The following is a 23,089-nucleotide window of genomic DNA, read 5'->3' as shown; positions in this document are numbered from 1 at the left end:
GTAAATTATTACTTAGCCAGCAATTCAAAATCAGATCTTAATTTAATGTCTGCAGACGAAGCTCCAATCATTACTTCAAAATCTCCTGGCTCAGCTGTCCATTCTAATTTATCATTGTAGAAAGAGAGTTTTTCTTTATCAATTGTAAATTCAATTGTTTTAGATTCTCCTGCATTTAATTTCACTTTTTTAAAGTCCTTCAACTCTAAAACTGGTCTCACAACAGATCCAAATTTATCTTTCAAATACAACTGAACTACTTCTTCTCCAGCTGCTTTTCCAACATTTGATAATTGGAAAGAAACTTTAATCGTTTCGTTACTTTTTATTTTTGATACCGATAATTTCAAACCAGAATAATCAAATTTTGTATAACTTAATCCGTAACCAAAAGGGTATTTAGGAGAGTTTTTCAAGTCGATATAAGCCGAAACATAATTAGTTTCGCTTTCTGTTTTCGCTGGTCTTCCCGTACTAAAATGATTGTAATAAATTGGCACCTGCCCTACTTCTCTCGGGAAAGTCATTGGCAGTTTTCCTGACGGATTGTAGTCTCCAAATAAAACATTTGCAATTGCATTTCCAGCTTCTGTACCCAGCCACCAAGTATAAACAATTGTAGGAACATTGTCTGCTGTCCAATTGAAAACAAGAGGTCTTCCTGCATTAATTAAAACGACAACTGGTTTTCCTGTTGCTTGAATTGCTTTTACCAAATCTTCCTGAACGCCTGGCAAATGAAGGTCGCTTCTGCTTTTTGCTTCACCGCTCATGTCGCGTCTTTCCCCAATACTCAAAATAACAACGTCAGCTTGTTTTGCAGTTGCAACAGCTTCTGCAAAACCATCTTTGTTGGTTCCATCAACATCACATCCTTTAGCGTAAAGCAGCTTTGTATTTTTACCCACTTTATTTTGAAGACCATCCCATTGTGAAACAATCCATTTATTGTAATCAACCTCAGGAAGTTCTACAGACCAGAATCCCATATTTTCTTTGTATTCTTTTACCATTGGTCCAATGAAAGCAATAGTTTTTACATTTTTCGAAATTGGTAAAGTCTGATTTTCATTTTTTAATAAAACAATACTTTTCTGTGCCACTTCAAGTGCTGCTTTTCTGTTTGCTGGATCTGACAGCGCTTTTTCAGCACGCTTTTCATCCGAATATCTGTAAGGATCATCAAATAATCCTAATTCAAATTTCTTGCGGAGAATACGTTTTACGGCATCATCCACTAAATCAATAGAAACTCTGCCTTCTTTTATTAATTGCGCTAGATTCTGACGATACGCATTACTTTCCATATCCATATCGCTTCCTGCAGTAATGGCAGCATAAGCCGCTTCTTTCAGATCTTTAGAATAACCATGCGCTACCATTTCGCCAATTGATCCCCAGTCTGAAACCACGAAACCTTGGAAATTCCATTTTCCTTTTAAAATATCTCTTTGTAAATGAGCATTTCCTGTTGCCGGAATTCCATTAATATCATTGAATGAATTCATAAATGTTGCTGCACCTGCATCTAACGCAGCTTTAAAAGGAGGTAAATAAGTTTCAAACAACATTCTTTCGCTCATGTCTACAGAGTTATAATCTCTTCCGCCAACACCTGCGCCATAAGCTGCAAAGTGTTTTACGCAAGCCATAACTGAGTTTAAATCTCCCAGTTTATTTCCTTGAAAACCTTTAACTCTTGCATAAGCAATTTTAGAACCTAGATAAGTATCTTCTCCAGCTCCTTCCATAACACGTCCCCAACGCGGATCGCGGCCAATATCGACCATTGGTGCAAATGTCCAGTGAATACCGCTCGCTGCTGCTTCTGTAGCTGCAACTCTTGCTGCTAACTCGATTGCTTCTAAATCCCAGCTCGCTGCTTCTGCAAGCGGAATTGGGAATGTAGTTTTATAACCGTGAATAACGTCCTGACCAAATAACAACGGAATTTTAAGTCTTGACTGCATGGCTAATTCCTGATATTGTCTGGTATATTTTGTTCCAACAACATTTAACATAGAGCCTATTAACCCTTGTTTGATTTCGGATTGTTTGTTTGGATTTATTGTTATTGGTCCAGTTGCCTGATTATCTCCTGTGTACTGATTTAACTGTCCAATTTTTTCTTCAATTGTCATTTTCTTCAATAGATCGTTGACTTTCTGATCTATTGTCTGCTGTTGTGCCGACGCAAAAAGCGAAAACAGCAACAACGTAATTGTGGTTACTTTCTTCATAAGTTTAAGTTGTTTACCAAACGTAAGTAGCTACAGCACCAGCGTTTAGTGTTGTTGAGGTTTGTTTTTGGTTGTATTTAATATTAAAAGTTTCTGCTGAAGCTCCGTCATTTTCTACAATCAGAACGATTTGTCCTAACGGAGTTTTGAAAGAAACATTGTGTAAATTTCCTACTATATTACTTCCAATTCTTACTGAACCTTCTGGTACAAATTTCGAAGCATGTCCTATTATATAATATCCCACTTCTCTTTTGATATTTTGATTTTGATCAATCATCAATGCGCCTTTACAAGTAGAACATCCTCCTGGGGTGAAAGGTTTGTAAAACTCATCATTTGCTAATCCCCACGAAAGTGCATTTTTACTCCAGTTACGCATAGAACCAATTACTACATTTTTGACACTCCATTTCAAGTCAGTTTCAAAATTTGTTCCTGTTCCCGTATATTGTTCGGTAAAATACAAATCTTTATCTGGAAAAGCATTATGAACTGTTGTTAGAGCACTAATATCTCCTTCATATAAGTGAAAAGCAGAGCCTGTAACAAACGGATTTGCTTTTGGATCTTTTAAAATGGTTAGAGGATATTCGGGTTTGTTGCAATTGTGATCGTAAACAATAATTTTGGTTTTGATTTTAGCTTTCGCGAAAGCGGGACCTAAATGATTGCCTATAAAATCTGCCTGCTGTTCTGCCAGCATCAATAAACTTGGATTGTTTCCAGGATGCAAAGGCTCATTTTGAGGTGTAATAGCATCAATAATAATTCCGTGTGATTTCATTGCCTGAATGTATTTTACAAAATATTCAGCATACACTTGATAATATTTTGGCTGTAAACTTCCTCCTTTTGAGCTTCCGTTATCTTTCATCCAAACTGGAGGCGACCACGGAGAACCCATTATTTTAATTTTAGGATTTATGGCTAAAATTTCTTTTAAAACCGGAATTACATCTTCTAAATCTGGTCCTAAATTAAATTTTTCCAATTTTAAATCTGTCTCGCCTTCCGGCACATCATCATACGAAAAAACTTTCTCATTCAAATCTGATGCTCCAATACTAATTCGCAGATAACTTAAACCGATGGCATCACTTTTTCTAGAAAATAATTCCTGAAGCAAAGCTTCTCTCTTTGGCTTATCTAGTTTTATAATTGCCTGGGCACTTCCGCCGGTTAATGAAAATCCGAAACCTTCTACGGTTTGAAATTTCTCCGAAGGATTTACCTCAATTGTCTGATTTGAATTTGTCTCTGCACTAAAAACTAAATCAGGCTGTTTTTTGAGTTTTGAAGTTTCATCTGAAGTAGTAATCCAAGATTCTACTTTTCCAGAATTAGTAGTTGTACCATTTTTTGAAGATCCGCAATTGAACTGCATTGCAATTAATGGCAGTAAAGCTAGGATTTGAAGTTTTTTGATGCTGTTTTTCATTAATCTATTTCTATTAAAACAGGTAAATGATCCGACGGATATTTTAAATCTTTAGAATCACTTAACACTGCATGTTTCTGAATTGTAAGTCCGCTATTTTTTGATATAAAGATGTAATCTAATAATAATGTTACGGGTTCATTATGTTTAAAATCATTAAAAGTTCCAGATGGACCAAAAGGCTTTTCTTTTGAAACATCTTTAGTATCATCCATTACTTTTTTGATTTCGGCAATTTGCGGCGTATTAGGCTCTGAGTTAAAATCACCCATTAAAAAAACGGGATAGTTTTTAGTATTTATTTCTTTTATTTTAGAAAGAACGAGCTGTACACCTTTTACTCTGGCAACTTCTCCCATGTGATCTAAGTGAAGATTAAAAACCCAAAATGTTTTTTTCGTTTTTAAATCTTTAAAGAGTCCATAAGTGCAAACTCTATTACAAGCTGCATCCCATCCTCTTGAAACCACGTTTGGCGTTTCTGATAACCAAAAAGTATTAGATTGTTCTACTTTAAAACGATCTTTTTTATAGTAAATTGAAGATGCTTCTCCTAAACCTCCTTCTTCTCTGCCGATTCCAAATTTGTTGTATTTTGGCAAAGCCAATGCTATATCAATAACTTGATTGGGTGTTGCTTCCTGCACTCCAAAAATATCCGGGCTGTAAAAACGAATTTGAGAAGTAAAATAATCTTTTCGCTTTGGCCAGGCGTTTTCTCCATCTGAAGCAACATCTAAGCGGATATTATAGGTCATGATTTTTAGGTTTTGACCATAAAATGAGTTTACTGCCAAAAACAGCACTACTAAAACAAGTTTGTTTATCTTTTTCATGTTAAAAAAATTTTAATCTGTAAAGCTAGTTTTTCCCAAGCTTTACAGAAAAAAATCTATTTAAAAATTATGTTAATTATACACTCTTACATAATCAACTTCGAAGGTCGCACTTGTAAAATTGGGATCTACAGCTCCTCCAAAATTTCCTCCCATTGCTAAATTAAGAATGATGAAGAACTTTTGGTTAAAAGGAGTTGTGCTTGAGTTTTTGTAAGTGTAAAATAAATTATCATCTACATAAAATTTGATATTTTCTGCACTCCATTCGGCAGCATAAATATGAAATTCTGTAGTTGAGTTTGCGGCAGTTGTTGTTTTTGTGTCTGGGGTATTTCCTGAACGCCCTGGAGAATGTAATGATGAGTGAATTACATTTGGGTTGTTTCCAACTGATTCTAAAATATCAATTTCTCCGCAGGCAGGCCATCCAACAGTATCAATATTATCTCCAAGTAACCAGAATGCAGGCCAGGTTCCGCCGCCAACTGGAAGTTTCGCACGAACTTCGGCTCTTCCATATTTGAATGAAAATTTACCTTTTGTAAGCATTCTCGTTGACGTATATTGGCTTCCTAAATAATTTTCTTTAATTGCTGTAATCTTTAAGGTTCCATTTTCAATTTTTACATTCTCAGATCGATTGGTGTAATATTCTAATTCGTTGTTTCCCCAACCGTCACCTGTTCCTGTATTATATCCCCATTTTGAAGAATCTGGAGATCCGTCTACATTAAATTCATCAGACCAGATTACTTTACGGGCTACAAAAACATTTACTGAAGTTGAACTGCTCACAAACTTTGATCCGTTGTAAGCCGAAACAATTATAGGATAACTTTTAGTTCCCGATGCTGTAAATTCATAAGTTAAACTGCCTGTGGTAATCTCTTTAAGTTCATTATTTATCAATACTTTATAAAGTTGTGCATTAGTAGCACTGATAGTCAATTGTACTTTCCCGCTACCATCTCCATTTGGGTTTTCTGCAGTTTTACCAACAGGTTCTACTTGTACAGAAAGATTAGAAGGAGCAGCGTTTACCGAAGAATCATCGCCTGCATCATTGTTACTGCTGCAAGATTGAAATATAAACAATAAGATTAGTGTAAACACACCTGCCTTATTTACAAGATTGATTGTTTTCATGGTTTATTTAAGATTGGTTTGTAGTTAATTAATTGAATATCAAGATAGATATAATTTGTTTATTTTTTGCTTTTGTTACTATTAAAGTCAAAATATTTCAAACTAAAGCCTTTATTTCCAAATGTAAGTTCCTACAGATCCTCCGTCTAACGAAGTTGTAACCCATTTTCCATTATATTTTATATTGAAAGTCTGGTTTGCAGATCCATCATTTTCAACAATCAAAACTTTAGAACCAGACGGTGTAATGAATGCAACATTTTGTAAATCTCCACTTGAATTACTTTGAATTCTAACAGACCCCATCGGAACAAATTTTGAAGCATGAGCAATAATATAATACGCTACATTTCTCTGAAAATTTTCACTAGATGTAATCGTTAAAGCTCCTTTACACATTGAACATCCTCCATCTGTATGAGGTTTAAATGCTCCATCATTGGCTAAATTCCACTCTAAGGCATTTTTACTATAATTTCTCATAGAACCAATGATTACGTTTCGAACATGCCATTTTAAATCTCCTCCAAAATCTCCGGTCGACGAAGTCCATTGCTCTGTAAAATAAATATTTTTAGTCGGATAAGCATTGTAAACATTTAAAAGCGCGCTGATATCGCCCGCATATAAATGAAATGCAGAACCATCGACAAACGGAAATGCATCGGCATCTGCCAAAATTGCTTTTGGATAATTTGGATTATCACAATTATGATCGTAAGCTATAATTTTTGTCGTAAGATTTGCTGCTTTTAGCGCTGGTCCTAAATTAGCTTTTATAAAAACGGTCTGTTCTGCCGCAGACATATACATACTCGGATTATTTCCGTCGTGCAATGGCTCGTTTTGTGGAGTTACAGCATCAATTGTAATTCCTTCTGCCTTCATTGCCTGAATGTATTTTACAAAATACTTTGCGTAAACATCATAATATTTAGGCTGTAATTTACCGCCTATAAAACTGTCTTTATCTTTCATCCAAAGCGGGGCTGTCCAAGGAGTGGCCAAAATTGGTATTTTAGGGTTGATAGCCAAAATTTCTTTCAGAAGTGCAATTACTCCGTTTTTATCTTTTTCTAAACTGAATTTTGCCAAATCTAAATCTGTTTCTCCTGTTGCAAGATCATCATATGTAAAAGGTGAAGCATTTAAGTCTGAAGCTCCAATACTGATTCTTAGGTAACTTATTCCAATAGAATTTTCACCAGTTCCGAATAATTCCTTCAGAAGATCACTTTTTTTAACTGGGGTTAAATTGTTAATCACATCAGCACTTCCGCCTGTTAAAGTATAACCGAAACCGTCTATTGTTTGATATTTTTGAGAATCGATTACTTCAATATTTGTAAATGAATTAGATGTTGTGCCAAAACCTAATGTTCCAGACTGTTTTGCCAGCAAAGCAGTTTGATCTGATTTTGTCAGCCAAAAATCGACGTCGTTTGTAACCACTACTGGAGGATTTACCACAGGTGGATCTACTGGAGGATTTTCGACCGTATCATTTGAAGTAGAGCATTTTACTTGTGCCAATACGGCTGCCATAAAGAAAAATGCTTTAATAGTATTTTTGATATTCAATTTCATATTCTTGGTTATTTAGTTAGCGTGCACAATTAAAACACTACAGTTTGTATAGCATGTGCTGGAATTGTAATAGTATTTTTTGTAGTTTGATTTTCGATAGCATAAACAATCTCTTTTTCAGATTGGTTCATAACAATAGTAATCAATTGTCCGTCAGAATTTTTAAAAGAAGTGCTCAATAAAGATTTATCGCTTATTGTTTCTATTACTCTTTTGGCATTTGGTCTAATAAATTTTGAGAAATGCCCGATATAATAATACATTGGCGTATAAATTAATTCGTCTTTTGTGGTATCGGCATGGATTGGTGCAAAGCAAAAATTACCAACATGATTTGGCCCTCCATTTTGGTCTAAAAGAATATTCCAATCTGTCCATGCTACTGTTCCGTTATTAAAATCATTAATCATATTGATTCCGTAACGCTCGGCATTTCCCCAAAACTGATATTTTTTGGCGTCAAATTTTTCAATACAGCCTTCTGTAAATATTAAATTTTTGTTTGGAAATTCTTCATGAACCTTTGCTACAGATTCGAATTGAGGCGGACCTCCGTTCCAAGTTTCATACCAGTGAAATCCAATTCCCCAAGCATATTTAGAAACTTCAGGATCTGAAAAAACAAGATTTGCACGTTTTTCCAGCATGTCTCCCCTATTATGATCCCAAATAATAACCTTTTTGGAGCCTAGACCTTCTTTTTCTAAAGTTGGGCCAAGATGGTTTTTAAGAAAATCTCTTTCTGCTTCTGGAGTATAAATACAAGATTCCCAGCTTTGTTTGGCCATTGGTTCATTTTGAACTGTTAAACCCCAAATAGGAATTCCTTCTTTTTCGTATGCTTTTATAAATTTGGCATAATACAATGCCCAAGATGGAGCAAACTCAGGCAATAAAACGCCGCCGTGCAAAATATCATTATTGTCTTTCATGAAAGCTGGGGGACTCCATGGACTTGCAAATAATGTTAGTTTTCCGCCGGCTGTTTCAATTGCTTTTTTGATTAATGGAATTCTATATTTTCGATCGTGATCGATATTGAAGGTTTTCAGATCTTTGTCTCCTTCAGCAATATAGGTATAACTATCGCTGCTAAAATCACAGCTATGAATATTGGTTCTGGCTAAAGAATAACCAATGCCATTGGTTTTGTCGTAGTAAGCATTTAAAAATTCCCTTTGTTTTTTTGGAGATAATTTAGCAAAAACTTCCGCGCTTGCATCTGTAATTGCTCCTCCAATTCCGAGGAAAGTCTGATCTGTTTTTTCAGTATTTACAATTATAGATACTGTTGAAGTTTTTTGTTGTGTAGTATTGTTATTTGAAATTAAATCATTGGATAATGATAAATTCCAATTGGTATTTTCGGCAGTAGTAAAAACCTTTATTTTATTTTTTTTTTGCGATGAAGCATTGGTTTTTTGAGCTGTTACTGTTGAAGTAAAAGAGCTTAGCTGTACTAAGATAAAGGCGGATAAACATATTTTTGATGTTGTTTTCATGTTGTTTAAAAAAATAGTTTTTAAATTAAAAGTAAGAGAAGACTAATAAGGATGATTCAGATTAGCCTTCTTCTTTACTTTACTACAAAATATTAATAAACAAGCGTTTGTATAGCTCGTGGCGGAATTTTAACTACCGCTTTTTCAGCTCCAATAATCAAATTATATGTAAGTTCATTTGCCGACTGGTTCATAACAATAGTTGCCATAGTTCCATCTGCATTTAAAAATGATGTACTTAATAATGCGCTTCTGCTTACTGCAGTACTTACACGAACCGCATTTAGACGAATAAATTTAGAAAAGTGTCCGATGTAATAATACGATGGTGTGTAAATTAACTCCCCTGTTGTGGTGTCTGCATGAATTGGTGCAAAACAGAAATTTCCAACGTGATTAGGTCCTCCATTTTGATCTAATAAAATATTCCAATCTGTCCAAGCAACTGTTCCGTTATTAAAATCATTAATCATATTGATTCCGTAACGTTCTGCATTACCCCAAAATTGATATTTTGATGCATCAAATTTTTCTATACATCCTTCTGTAAACATTAGTTTTTTGTCTGGATATGCTTGATTTACTTTAGCAACATTATCAAACAGTGGCGCACCGCCAGACCATGTTTCGTACCAGTGAAACCCCATTCCCCAAACGTATTTTGATGCTTCTGGATCAGAGTAAATTACATTAGCACGGTAATTCATCAAATCGCGGTTATGATCCCAAATGATAATTTTTTTATCCCCTAGATTTTCTTTTTTCAAAGTTGGCCCAAGATAGTTTTTGATAAAATCTCTTTCAGCTTCTGCTGTATAAATACAAGATTCCCAAGTCTGAACAGCCATTGGTTCGTTTTGTGTAGAAGTTCCCCAAATCGGAATTCCTTCTTTTTCGTATGCCTTAATAAACTTCGCATAGAAATTTGCCCATGTCTGATAGTATTCTGGAAGCAGTGTTCCGCCTTTTAGTACATTTTTATTACTTTTCATAAAAGCATTTGGTGACCAAGGCGCAGCATAAGTTGTTAACTTTCCACCTGCTTTTTGAATAGCTTGTTTTATTAGAGGAATACGATATTGCTTATCATGATCAATAGAAAAAGTTTTCAGGTCTTTATCTCCTTCTTCGATATAAGAATAGCTTCCACTGCTAAAATCAGAACTTTGAATTGTTGTTCTTAGCAAAGAATAGCCAATACCTTTTTGTTTATCGTAATAAGCATCTAAGAATTCTGCTTGTTTTTCTTTTGAAAGTTTAGCAAAAATTTCGGCACTTGCATCTGTAATAGCGCCGCCGATTCCCATAAAAGTCTGAAACTTTTTTGCAGGTTCTACAAAAACCGAAAATTCTGTTTCTAAGGGCTGTTTTGCAGCCGAAAAAGTTAAGTTATCTGTAGATGTTAATCGTAACTTCGAATTTTCTGCAGTTGTGTAAACGGTTATTTTTTTACCATTGGTTGTAAATTCTTTTTTTGTTTTTGGTTGTTGTGCAAAACATGCAGCTGTAAACAAAAGGCATAAAATTTTTAGACTATTTTTTTTCATTCGCTCCCAATTATTATTGTTTTTTAATTGAAGTTTTGGAGAAATCTAAAACTGATTTTTTTAATCTCTTTTAAAGAATTTAAAAAATAGCCCATACTCATAATGATTATGGGCTACTTACAACCAAACTTAAACTTAAACTTAACTTAACTCTTTATTTTCCTCGGAATTCAACTTTTGATACTGTGATTCCATCTTTTGTAAAAGTATTACCACCAGAACGGATTAGTAAATAGATTTTTCCTGTTTCGGTGAATTTAACTACGTTTGAAACTGTTCCTGTTTTGTCGTTTTTCACACACCCAACTACAGAAAGCATTCCTGAAAAACCTGATTTTGCACAACCATCCCAAGTACTTAATCCCATCACTTTATTGTCTTTATATTCAACTCCAGGTTGTGGAGCTGATTTACCAGCGTAAACTTCAAACCAAGTTTCATCAGAACCACTAGTAGAAGAAACTTTCATGTCTATCGTATACTCTTTGTCTTTTACAACATCAATTGCTTGGTAGATTCCTTCTTGTGCCCATCCTCCTGGAGAGTGAATGGTTGCACTGTTATTAGCAAATGACCAAAATGCTGCACCTGTAGCACTAAGTTTTAGTACAGTCCATTTTGCTTGATCTTCAGCAGTGGCAAAAGAACCACCTTGCACTAAATTTCCTTTTAAAGGATCTGATGTTGCAACTACTACTTCTTTTGAAGCTGTAGCCTCAGCACCTCCTCTACCTATCGCAGTATGTACAATAGTGTAAGTTCCAGCATCTGGCAAAGAAATTTCTTCTTCCATTTTACCTACATAAGCTCCTGCTCCTGTATCCCATAATGATTTTAAAACTCCTTTTGGCTGAGCCACCAACTTATAAGTATTTACTTTTCCTTCAACAGGTGTAATCGTAAAAGATGCATCAACATTATCATCAGTTAATCCATTATTAGTAACAGAATCTTCAGGCTGACAGCTAGTTAAACTTAATACTGCTGCCATAAAAAACAATGCTAAAAAACCTTGTTTTTTTATTAAATTTATTTTCATATGATATTGTATTAACTAATTAATAATTAGGATTTTGAACTAACTTAGTATTTTCTAAATCCTTTTGTGGAATAGGCCAAACTTCATTTTTACCAGCAACAAATCCGTCACCAGCAAGAACAGTCGCTGCTTTTCCAGTTCTAACTAAGTCGAACCAGCGGTGTCCTTCACCAGCCAATTCTAATCTTCGCTCGTTAGCAATTGCATCTAATGATACTGGCACTGAAGCCAATCCAACTCTAGCTCTTACTGCATCTAATAAAGCTTGTGCTCTAGCTCCAGTTCCTCCTAATGCTTCTGCTTCCATTAAGTAAGTATCTGCTAAACGAATTGCATAAGTATCTTGCTTGTAATTTAAAGCTGTTGCTCCTCCACCTGTAGATGTGTCTGAATTTAAAGGCATAAATTTCTTTAAGAAATATCCTGTATCTTGATCACCAGGCGCATAATCTGCTGCTCCTGATGCTTTAAGAGCACGTAAATCAAAAATTGTAGAATTAAAACGCGGGTCTCCTTTTAAAGCATCGTATAAACTTTGAGTTACTGGATTAAAACTCCATCCTGAAATATAATCTGGTAATGTTAAGTCAGATCTACCATATCCTCTTGGGCCAACCATGATATTTACAGAGTTTCCTTCGTCAGCTCCGCCTCCCCAGAATCCCCAGTCTGCATTACTTTTATCTGTATGCATGATTTCAATAATAGCTTCTGAGTTAAATTTGTTACTGATTACCCATAAATCAGAGAATTTAGTTAGCAATTTGTAACCGTACATGCTAGTTCCTCCAGGTGTACCATTTACGTCTGCAAATTCGGCAGCAGCTAATGAATTTTTACCCTCATACAAATAAACTTTACCTAATAATGCCTGTACTGCTCCTTTTGAAAGGCGACCTCCCTCTGTTGGAACATCAACTTTATTAGGAAGTACAGCTTTTGCTTCCATTAAATCTTTTTCTATTTGCGCATAAATTTCTTCTGGACTAACTTGAGTAACGTTATATCCCTCAGCAGGCGAAATTGGAGTCAGTATTAATGGTAAATTTTTAAATGTTCTTACTAATTCAAAATAGAAATAGCCTCTCAGTGCTTTTGCTTCTGCTGCAAAACGTGTTTTTTTAGCATCAGACATATCTACTCCTGGCAATTTTGCCAATAAAATATTTGCTCTAGCAATTCCCTGAAAAAAATCACCCCAATAACTTCTTGGCATATTTATTTTGTCCAGTTTATAATTATCAAAAGCATGTATACCAGCACCATCACCAGGTCCACCACCTCCAGCATAAAAATCATCTGAACCAGCATTTAGCATAGTTATCATGTTTTCAAAACCTTTAGATTGTTTACCCATTATATCATAAACAGCAACCAGCGCAGAAAATGCTTCTGACTCATCTTTATAATAATTGTCTACTAACGGAAGCCCTTTTGGCTCAACTGTTAAAAAATCTTCACCACAAGAAGAGCCTAGAAGTAATAATCCAGCGGCGATGAATGAATATCTTATATTTTTAATTTTCATGATTCTTAATTTTAAAATTGTAAATTAACACCTAACATTACAGTTCTTGCTTGTGGATAATATCCTTTATCAATACCAAAAACTCCTCCACCAATCTCTGGATCATATCCTGAGTATTTTGTAAATGTTAATAAATTTTCTCCAGTCAAATAAAGTCTTGTTTTTGAAAGACCTGCCTTTGCAACTACATCACTTGGTAGATTATAACCAATTTGAACTGTTTTAACTCTCCAGTAATCTCCGTTTTCTAAATAGAAATCTGATGGGTTTGAGAAGTTTTTATTGTTATCAACCGTTGATAAAATTGGATATGTATTAGTTGATCCTTCGCCTGTCCAACGACCTAAAGCAGAAGCTGGGTAGTTAGCATCGGTGATATCTAGACGACGAAGTCCTTGGAAAATTTTGTTTCCAATTGCTCCTTGAGTAAAGATTAACAAATCAAAGTTTTTATAATCCAAATTAACTGTGAAACCGTATGTGTATTTTGGAAGTGGGCTTCCAAGGAAAGTTTTATCATCATCTGAAATTTTTCCATCACCATTAAGATCCTGCCATCTAAAATCTCCTGGTCTTGCACCTGGTTGAATTAAACCGCCTGTAGCATTTGTGTAAGCATTAATTTCTGCTTGATTTTGAAAAATTCCTTGGGTTTTATATCCGTAAAAAGAGTTGTAAGATTGTCCTACTTGTGTTCTTGTTACAGCACCCATATTTTGGAAAGAGGCATCTCCAGAAATGAACTGGATATCTTTTCCTAAATTAGTTACTTCATTTTCTAAATAAGAAATATTTCCACTTAAACTTAAACCAACTTTACCAATTTTTTTACGGTAAGAAAGTTCTAAGTCAACCCCCTTGTTCTCCATGTCAGCAATGTTTGCAGACGGTCTACCAGTACTACCAACGTGACCAGGTAAGTCAATATCTTGTAAAATACCTGTAGATTTTTTAACATAAAAATCTGTTGTTAATGATAAGTCATTGAAGAAAGTGATATCAAAAGCAACGTTTGCCTGACTAGTTTCTTCCCATTTCAAATCTGGATTCGCAGGTGCATTTGGACTATTACCAACAACTACTGAACCTTGATCTCCTATAGTATAATTTCTTCCTGAACCAATAGTTGCTAAGTATTTGAAATCTCCAATAGCATCACTACCTGTAATACCATATCCTCCTCTAAACTTTAACTGAGTTACTACCTTATTTTGTGGCCAGAAATTTTCTTTAGTTGGCACCCATCCTAATGAGAATGAAGGGAAAGTTCCATATTTGTAATTTTGACCAAAACGAGAAGAACCATCACGACGTACAATACCTGTAAATAGATATTTTTCCTTGTAATCATAATTCGCTCTTGCAAATAATGAAGTTACTTTATGCTCATAACCATTGTAAGCTGAAGCAGTAATATTGTCTTGTGGATGATCGTTCGGGAAAGTTGCATCATCAAAATTAGTGTACGGAATATTAAAATAAGTCACCGTAGATCCAGATGTAATATTATCGACATAAGCACCTTGTCCTACTAAAACTGAAAAGTTATGATCTTCGATTTGTTTTGCATACGAAATAGTATTTTCAATATTCCATCCAAAACCTCTGTTTGAATTTCTGCTTAAATTATTTTTCGCATTAATTGTAGATGAGTTAAAGTAATATACTGGAGTAAAACTTTCTGAACCCCAATATGCTAATTTACCTCCTAAGGTACTTCTAATTTTTAAGCCCTTAATAGCTTCTAATTCTAAGTAAGCATTTCCAACAAAATTATCAGACCATCCATAATTACCCAATTTTGTTTGGATATATGCCAAAGGGTTACTCATCTCTTGAGTTACTACTTGAGAAATTCCATAAGGATTTCCGTTTGGATCTCTTAAAACATAATTTTGATTGTACGGATATCCAGCTGCAACAGTTGGATCTGTAACAATGGCAGGAGTAGTTGGATCTAAATTGATTGCAGAACTTAATGGTCCACCATATTCATTATTTGTGTTTCCTATTCCAACATTTTTTTCATGTGAATAACCTAAAGTTTGCCCAAAAGTTAATCCTTTTACAATTTTGTGTGTTGAGTTTAAACGGATGTTTTTTCTATTGTAGTTAGAAATTGGAGTCGCTACAATACCTTCTTGATCTAATAAACCAAAAGAAACGTAGAAAGTAGAAACATCATTTCCTCCTGATAAACTTAATTCATGACCAGTTCTTTGGGCATTATCATTAAAAATTTGTTTTTGCCAATCAGTTCCTGCTCCGTAAGAAGAAACGTTTTTATATGGAAGATCATAAGGTTTACTAGTATCTGTATATCCATTAGCATATCTTTCATTCATTATAGTCGCATACTCAGTAGCATTCAATAAATCCAGTTTTCTTGCTGCAGCAGAAAATCCAGTGTAACCATTATAATTTACACTCATTTTACCAGATTTACCTTTTTTAGTTGTGATAAGGATAACACCCGCTGCTGCTCTAGCACCATAAATAGCTTGAGAAGCCGCATCTTTTAAAACCTCCATCGAAGCAATATCAGATTGATTCAAATAACCAATACCTCCCGAATCAACAATTACACCATCAACAACCCATAAAGGCTCATTATTTCCAAAAGAAGTAATACCCCTTACTCGTATCGTAGAAGAAGATCCTGGTTGTCCTGCGTTTGCTGCAATGGTAACCCCAGAAACTCTACCTTGAAGAGATTGTTCAACTCTTGTAATTGGTAAATCTTCCAAATCTGATGCTTTTACACTAGAAATTGCACCAGTTACAACAGATTTCTTTTGAGTACCATATCCTACAACAACAACTTCATTTAAAGATTGTGATTCTGGTTTTAATTGAATTGAAATTTTAGTTCTTCCATTTACAGCTTCAGTTACTGTAGTATAACCTATAAATGTAATTGTTAAAGTTCCGTTTGAAGGTACTTGCATTTGAAACTTTCCATCAAAGTCAGATGCAGTAGATTTGGTTGTACCTTTTAATAAAATTGTTGCACCTGGAACAGGCATACCACTTTCATCATTTATTATTCCACTTACTGTGACATCTTGAGCCACAGCTATAACCGAGAATAATAAAGATGAAATACAAAAAACAAGTAATTTTGTTAATTTCATTTTTCTAAAAATTTTGGTTAATTAATTAGTAATTTGATGCAATACTAAAACTAAATTTTCACTTTTCACATTTAAAAATCATTACAAAAACACATCAAATTAAATATTTTAATATTATAAAAACACATCAAAAAAAACATAAACATTTGATTTATAAATATTTAAGAAAACAAAAAGTAGTACTAAAGAAAAGTTAATATTATCAATAAACACTACATATAGTTAAAATGACCAAAACTTACTAAAAAGCATCATAAACTACAACGAGATAGTACTGTTAATATCACCATAACTTATTATTTTCTAAATATTTACAATAACTTAACAAACAAATTTTGAAAAAATTAGCAAACCGAGAATATGATATTTTTACAATACTTTTTTTACATTATTAGCAATCATTTTTTAAATAGGTAAATTCTTACTTTCATGTATTTTACAGGAAATAAGCTTCAAAAATGATAGGGATTATGGAAGTAAGTAGAAAAATTTTGACTGTAAAATTCACTGTAAGGAGTTATACTATTTTGAGCTTTTTTAAAAAGTGAATTAAATTCTAGTTGCTTTAGATCTAACTCAAATTGATCTATAAATGCCATAAAAACATTGATTTTATGAAGAAATATAATCACTTGGCATTGGTTTGCTTTGACCATTTAACGTACGTTATAGCTAACAAAAACAGGCATAGAATGGATGTTGTTTTAATATTAGAAGTTTTAACTGGTCTAGCTATCGATATTCGACAGATATTACATTCTTATTGAGAAAAAAAGTCTTAAACGTTTGTTTTAAGACTTTACATGAAGATAGAATCGTTTTTAGTTAATTAGTAAAAATTACAAAGTATTCAATCGATAAATGATCCTAAAATCGGCCTATTATTGAAATAGTTCTCTTTGAATACTTTAAAATTTAATTAGCACCCGAAATTTGAAGTAAAAAAAATAGCCCATAATCGAAATTATGGGCTACCCAGGCAATAAACTTAACTTAAACTAACCATAGTTTAAATCTTCTAAATATTTCATTTTAAAGAATGAAATATAAATGTTTGAAAAATCGAAAAAGGAATTTTTTAATCTTCCTTTTTCGAAAATAACTAACATGAAATATTATTATTGAGGTTTGAAAACAAATGTCCAACCTGTTCCATATGTTTCACTATTATTTAAGTAAAGAATCATTTTATCTTGTTCAAGACTTACGATAGTGTAAACACCATCAGCATTTCCGGCAGCCGAACCTAACATTTTCGAATTTATGATAGTTAACTGCTTATTTTTGATATCCAATTTAAAGCTTCCTTTTGTTGGTGCAGCACTTGTTGTTTCATAATGGTTGTAATTTGCTGCTCCATTTAAATCAAAATGCATTTTCCCAAGCGCATCGCTTGGAGCACAACAATCTCCAGCATTCCACCACGCGGTCATAGCGCTTTCTGCACTTCCGTTTGGAGACATAAACCACCATAATCTTCCAGAACCTTGCGTACCATCAAAAACCCAAGTTTTACCAGCAGCCGTATTAGTTCCTACTAAATCATACCAGTCTTGGTCTAAAGGGGTATCTAACTGATTAATTTGAACATCAATTGTCTTAGTAAAAAATTCAGCGCCTAGAGTTCCAACAAAGGTAAATGTTGCTTTTCCCGGGATAGGATAAACAAACGTCACTTCATTTGTTAGTGCTTTATCTAAACCGTAATCCCAATATCCAGTCACGCCTGGAGTTGTCATATTAAGGGTGATCTTATTCCCTCCTGGAGTGCTTTGAGTAGCTACTAATTCAACTCCAGCAACGTCAGTAGAATTCGTTAAATGCTGTTCATCTACTATTGGATCACATGCTGAAAAAGTCAACGTAAAAAGAGCCAAAAGAAGATATAATATTTTATTGATTTTCATATTTATCTATATTAATATTGTTAAATTTTACCACCCTGGATTTTGTGAATAAACTCCATTTGATAGTCTAAGTTCTGTTTCAGGCATAGAAACCAAACCCTTAGTCTCTGGTCTATATTTTACGCTGTAAACTGCTGAAGTACCTGAATTTCTAACTGGAATTGTGCTATTATATGCGTTATCAACATCTCCCCAACGAATTAAATCAAACCAGTGTAATCCTTCAAACGCAAATTCATGCAAACGCTCTGCTTTAATATTTTCAAGCGAATACCCAACTGGATCAAGCTTTGCTCTTGCTCTAACTGCATTTAAACCTGCAGCAGTTTTAGTAATTTCTGAATGCATCAATAATACATCTGCGTAACGCATGAAGATAAAATCTTGTGCATGCATTAATTGCATATCAGTATTTGACCAGTTGTACAATTGAACAAACATTCCGACAGTAGTTCCACCTGCATTAGGATATTGTAACGAAATATATTTTTTATTGAAATATCCTGTCTCATGGTCTCCTTTATCTTGCGCATAAGCAGCCGTTCCTTGATCGGCCTTACCTACTTCAAGTATAGAACCTCTTTTTCTTGTATCACGTTCCTCCCAGTTACTATATAAACTTGGATTTACTGTACACCAGCCCCATCCTTCTCCAAATGGCACCAATGAATTACCGCGTAATGCAGAGAACAGACATAATCTATTAGTATAAATATTACCATTTGTCCAGCTCCAATCTCCAAAAGAGAATCTTTGAACGAACATTGTCTCATAATTTCCGGTTCCAAACGTCGGGCTGATACCATCTTGTCCTACCCAAGATAAACCTTCAGTTGCAGCCCATGGCAAAACATTATTTCCAGAAGCTTTATTAACATAAGAGTAAGGCCAAAGGTTTCTAAAATCTGGAACAAGAGCATGACCACTATTAGTCATACAGTCAGTTAAATAACTTGCTACTTGTGTTGCATTTAAAGAACCTCCTTCTGCTAAAGGTAATTCTTCAGTGGCTTGTTTCTCCATATTTGTCATATAGCCTGTGTAAAATAAAAACACACGTCCTAAATAAGCTTCTGCAACCCATTTATTAGCATGACCATATCTTGATGTTGGAATACTTGTAAAAGGAGTTGCCGGCATTGTTTCGATTGCCTTTTTTAGATCTGAAGCAATCTGTGCAAATGTTTCAGTGTAAGTATTTCTTGGGCCGTCTTTTTTTCCATCAATAGTTATGATTAATGGAACTCCTCCAAAAAACTTAGCCAATCTAAAGTAGAAAAACGCTCTCATAAAATAAGCCTCACCAATTGCTTGTTGCTTAAATTGATCAGCTTCAGCAGCAGTATTGAAATAAGTACTAAAATCCGCAAGAGGAGTTTTCTCTATAATTGCATTTGTTCTAGCAATACCTCTGTAAGATTGAACCCACATATCTAAATATGTATCATCTACAGGATCTTCAAAATTATCAACCCATTTGGCTGTTTTATCATCAGGACCTCCTCCTCCTAACATCATATTATCCATAAGATTAGCTGCAATCTGCTCTTCGCTATGCACGTTGTTTGTATAAATAGCGTTGTAAACTCCAGCAGTTGCTTCTTCAATATCTTGAGGTGTCTTGTAAAAATTCTCTAAACTCTTTTCTGTTAAATTATCAGTATCAAGATAATCATCACAGCTTGCTACAATAAATACAGCCGAAATCGCTACTAAATATTTTATTTTTTTCATTGTAATTGTATTTATATTAAAAATCAGCACTTAAACCAAACATCACCGTTCTAGCTTGTGGATACAAACCTAAATCAATTCCTGAAGCCCATGGAGCATTTGTATTATCTCCTGACCAACGAACTTCTGGATCCATACCATCATATTTAGTAAATGTATATAGGTTATTTACTGCAACATAAAATTTAAGATTTGAGATAAACTTGAAATCTTTAAATACTTCGTTGAAATTATAACCTAACGTTAAGTTATTTATTCTCAAATAATCTGCATTTTGCATATAAATATCTGACACATAATTGCTATTTCTATTTGAAGTAGCACTTAATCTAGGCATTTTAGTAGATGTACCTTCTCCATGCCAGCGATCAAAAACATCAGAAGTATAATTTTGAGCAGGACTATCTGCAAAAGATCTATATGACTGCATAACTTGCATACCAAATTTACCAGCCATAGTAGTGTTCAAGTAAACATTCTTGTATTCAAAATTTAACTGAATCCCTAATTCAAAATCTGGATTTGGATTTCCTAAATAAACTTTATCACTTTCGTCAATAATACCATCATTGTTCTGGTCTACAAAACGAACATCTCCAGGACGTTGATCGCTAAAATATGGCTGCCCGTCTGGACCAACATACTCATTAACTTCTTGTTGATTCTGTAAAATTCCTGCTGTTTTAAAACCGTAGAAATAACCTAATGGGAAACCTACCTGACCTCTTGAGATTTCTCCTGTTCCTTGCGATAATACGTTAGAAGGTCCGTGCAATATTCCGTCAGCATTTGCAATTCTTGTAACTTTATTTTTATTGAATGCTCCACTTACAGTAGCTCCATATTTAAAGCCCCCAATTTTATCACTCCAATTTACAGAAAACTCAAAACCTTTATTTTCGATATCTCCACCATTAAAATAAGGTGGTGCAGCTCCATCCGTTCCTCTTCCTGCTGCTAGAACTAACCAGTCTTTAGTAGTTTTGTTATACCAATCTAAAGTCACGTTTAATTTAGAATCAAATAAACTTGCATCAAGACCGAAATCTAATTGCTCCGATGTTTCCCAAGTTAAATCTGGATTGGTAACTCTAGCTGGATAAGCTGTTGTTCCAGAAACTGGTTTTGTATCTCCAAAAAAGTATCCAGGAAAAACGTAAGCAATATTTGAAGAATAATAAAAGTTAGGAATATCTTGGTTACCATTTTGTCCCCAGCTTCCTCTTACTTTTAATGAATTAAGCCATTTAGAAGAACTTTCCATAAAATCTTCTTTTGTAATTACCCAACCTGCAGAAACAGAAGGGAAATATCCCCATCTTTTTCCTTCTGCGAAGTTAGAAGAACCATCAGCACGTATTGTAGCTGAAAGAAGGTATTTTTCTTTATAATCATATTGTGCTCTAGCAAAATAAGACATAATACCACCTCCACCAGCTGAAGTATCCATTCCGTTAGTTCCAATATCATTAATTGTTTTTGGAGCTGTATTGTTTAAATATGCGTATCGCGGATCTTCACCAAATGTCAAATTATTCCTTGAACCACTAACATTATTGTTCACCAAATATTGAATCAACTCAGTTCCTGCAACGGCAGAAATATTATGGTTTCCAAATTGTTTTTTATAAGAAACAGTATTTGTCCAAGTTGAGTTAGCCCCAATGTAAGAATACTGAGATGCACCATTGATATAATCTTGATAGAGTACACCCAAATTATATGTTGGATTCATAGATCTTCCATATCCAAACCAAGAATCAATACCATAAACCGTTCTAAATTTCAAATCTTTAATTGGTTCAATTTCTAAGAAAGCATTTCCTGTAATTCTATTATCTTTTGGATAATTATAATTACTTCTGTAAAACATTACTGCTAAAGGATTTGTTTGTCCCGTAGAAATGCCATCTAAAGTTGGGGTAAATCCAAATTTATCGATATTTCTATCAATAGAAGTCTGCCAATAAGCTGGCTGTAATGGGTTTGCAGTTAATGCATTATGCAAATCATTCCCATAAATATTACCATTAGAAACTCCTCTATTTTGAGAATTAGTGTAAGTAACATTTTCTCCTACAGTAATGATGCTATGACTATCATTCTTTTTCAATACCATTTGAGTATTTAATCTAGTTGTAAGTCTTTTAAAACCTGCATCAACTAAATCTCCACCAATAATACCATCTTGTTGAAAATAAGAAACTCCGAAAGCATAAGTTATATCTTCACTGCCTCCAGTAATGTTAAGAGAATGATTCATGATCGGAGCATCTTTTTTACTCATTTCATTAATCCAGTTTGTCCCTGTCCATCCATTTTGTAATTTCTCCCAAATCTCATTTCCTAATTGAGTACCAGCGCCAGGAAATTGAGTATTTAACCATGAATTATTAGTCAAAAGTTTTTGCCAATCTTGACGAGGCAATCCATCGTTTACTCTTCCTTCATCAATAATGTACATATACTCTTGTGCATTCAAAGGATCTAAATTTTTATAGATATTTTGAATACCGAAGTAACTGTCATAACTAATTCTTGCAGCTCTTCCTTTTTTACCTTTTACTGTCGTAACTAATACAACTCCATTAGCTGCTCTAGATCCATAAATAGCAGCAGAAGCCGCATCTTTTAATATGTCAATAGATTCAATATCTGAAGGGCTCAAATAATCAATATTACCAACAGAAATACCATCAACGATATACAATGGATTAGAGTTTCCATTCGTACCCAATCCACGGATAGTTACCTTAGTACCAGCCCCAGGCGAACCATTAGTTCTTGTAATACTAATACCAGGAGCAATACCTTGAAGCGCCTCCATAGCAGATCCTGTATTTAGTTCCTTAATCGTTTCTCCTTTAAGATTTGTAGAAGCACCGGTAATGAGGCCTTTTTTCTGAGTACCATAACCTACTACGACAACTTCATTTAAATTTTGAGATGTTGCAGTAAGAATCGCATTAATCTTTGTCCTTCCATTAATAGTCTCATTTAGTGTCTGAAATCCAACGAAACTAATAACTAAGACCCCATTTGAAGGAGCACTAATCTGAAATTTTCCATCAAAGTCAGATGCAGTAGCTTTATTCGTTCCTTTTACTAAAACCGTCGCTCCTGGGACGGGTAATCCACTTTCATCATTTATGGTTCCATTTACCGTCACATCCTGAGCAAATGCGACAGCCGAAAACAGCAAAGACGAAACACAAAAAATAAGTAATTTTGTCAATTTCATTTTTCTAAAAATTTTGGTTAATTAATTAGTAATTTAATGCAATTATAATGTTAAATTTTAATAAACTTGAATTAAAATTCTTTACAAAAACACTTCAAACTAAATAATGTTACACTACAAAAACACAACATTTTTTTTTTAATATATTAATTTACTGTATTTTAGCTTTAACAAAAAATTGTTATAAAAATGTTAATTAAAAAA

At 34.0% G+C, this 23,089-nt stretch carries 13 protein-coding genes; all 13 read right to left on the bottom strand.

The genetic code is table 11. From position 1 onward, the window contains the following. Nucleotides 1-8 precede the first annotated feature (8 nt). The gene (locus tag EDB96_RS03645) at nucleotides 9-2,240 is read right to left on the bottom strand and encodes a glycoside hydrolase family 3 N-terminal domain-containing protein (RefSeq protein WP_134139282.1); all 2,232 of its coding nucleotides are present in this window, start codon (nucleotides 2,238-2,240) and stop codon (nucleotides 9-11) included. Nucleotides 2,241-2,253: 13 nt separating this feature from the next. Further along, nucleotides 2,254-3,681 (bottom strand): glycoside hydrolase family 30 protein, encoded by a 1,428-nt coding sequence (locus EDB96_RS03640; RefSeq protein ID WP_134139280.1) that lies wholly within the window; start codon nucleotides 3,679-3,681, stop codon nucleotides 2,254-2,256. Next, entirely contained in the window at nucleotides 3,681-4,517 is an 837-nt protein-coding gene (locus tag EDB96_RS03635) for an endonuclease/exonuclease/phosphatase family protein (protein WP_134139279.1), read from the bottom strand. The genes EDB96_RS03640 and EDB96_RS03635 overlap by 1 nt, the downstream gene beginning before the upstream one ends. Before the next feature lie 72 nt (nucleotides 4,518-4,589). Then, the gene (locus EDB96_RS03630; RefSeq protein WP_134139278.1) at nucleotides 4,590-5,666 is read right to left on the bottom strand and encodes a glycoside hydrolase family 16 protein; all 1,077 of its coding nucleotides are present in this window, start codon (nucleotides 5,664-5,666) and stop codon (nucleotides 4,590-4,592) included. 111 nt (nucleotides 5,667-5,777) lie between these two features. Continuing rightward, entirely contained in the window at nucleotides 5,778-7,253 is a 1,476-nt protein-coding gene (locus EDB96_RS03625; RefSeq protein ID WP_134139277.1) for a glycoside hydrolase family 30 protein, read from the bottom strand. Between the two features lie 29 nt (nucleotides 7,254-7,282). Next, nucleotides 7,283-8,755: a glycoside hydrolase family 30 protein gene (locus tag EDB96_RS03620; RefSeq protein WP_134139275.1), complete on the bottom strand. Its 1,473-nt coding sequence runs from the start codon at nucleotides 8,753-8,755 to the stop codon at nucleotides 7,283-7,285. 92 nt (nucleotides 8,756-8,847) lie between these two features. After that, nucleotides 8,848-10,302, bottom strand: a complete 1,455-nt coding sequence (locus EDB96_RS03615; RefSeq protein WP_134139274.1) for a glycoside hydrolase family 30 protein — start codon at nucleotides 10,300-10,302, stop codon at nucleotides 8,848-8,850. A gap of 154 nt (nucleotides 10,303-10,456) precedes the next feature. Further along, entirely contained in the window at nucleotides 10,457-11,341 is an 885-nt protein-coding gene (locus tag EDB96_RS03610) for a hypothetical protein (RefSeq protein WP_134139273.1), read from the bottom strand. Between the two features lie 19 nt (nucleotides 11,342-11,360). After that, nucleotides 11,361-12,869 carry a RagB/SusD family nutrient uptake outer membrane protein gene (locus EDB96_RS03605; protein ID WP_134139272.1) on the bottom strand — a complete coding sequence of 503 codons (1,509 nt, stop codon included), beginning with the start codon at nucleotides 12,867-12,869 and terminating at the stop codon, nucleotides 11,361-11,363. 11 nt (nucleotides 12,870-12,880) lie between these two features. Further along, complete coding sequence (locus EDB96_RS03600; RefSeq protein ID WP_134139270.1) at nucleotides 12,881-16,003, bottom strand: SusC/RagA family TonB-linked outer membrane protein; 3,123 nt, start codon at nucleotides 16,001-16,003, stop codon at nucleotides 12,881-12,883. A gap of 1,118 nt (nucleotides 16,004-17,121) precedes the next feature. Further along, nucleotides 17,122-17,910 (bottom strand): hypothetical protein, encoded by a 789-nt coding sequence (locus tag EDB96_RS03595; RefSeq protein ID WP_134139268.1) that lies wholly within the window; start codon nucleotides 17,908-17,910, stop codon nucleotides 17,122-17,124. Between the two features lie 27 nt (nucleotides 17,911-17,937). Next, nucleotides 17,938-19,644, bottom strand: coding sequence for a RagB/SusD family nutrient uptake outer membrane protein (locus EDB96_RS03590; RefSeq protein WP_057117680.1), 1,707 nt, complete (start codon nucleotides 19,642-19,644; stop codon nucleotides 17,938-17,940). A 16-nt stretch (nucleotides 19,645-19,660) separates the two neighbouring features. After that, nucleotides 19,661-22,885 carry a SusC/RagA family TonB-linked outer membrane protein gene (locus EDB96_RS03585; protein WP_134139267.1) on the bottom strand — a complete coding sequence of 1,075 codons (3,225 nt, stop codon included), beginning with the start codon at nucleotides 22,883-22,885 and terminating at the stop codon, nucleotides 19,661-19,663. Nucleotides 22,886-23,089 lie beyond the last annotated feature (204 nt).

Source organism: Flavobacterium sp. S87F.05.LMB.W.Kidney.N (assembly GCF_004366435.1).
Classification (GTDB): Bacteria; Bacteroidota; Bacteroidia; order Flavobacteriales; family Flavobacteriaceae; genus Flavobacterium.
Note: the sequence above shows the minus strand (reverse complement) of the source record. Positions and strands in the feature narration are given on the sequence as shown.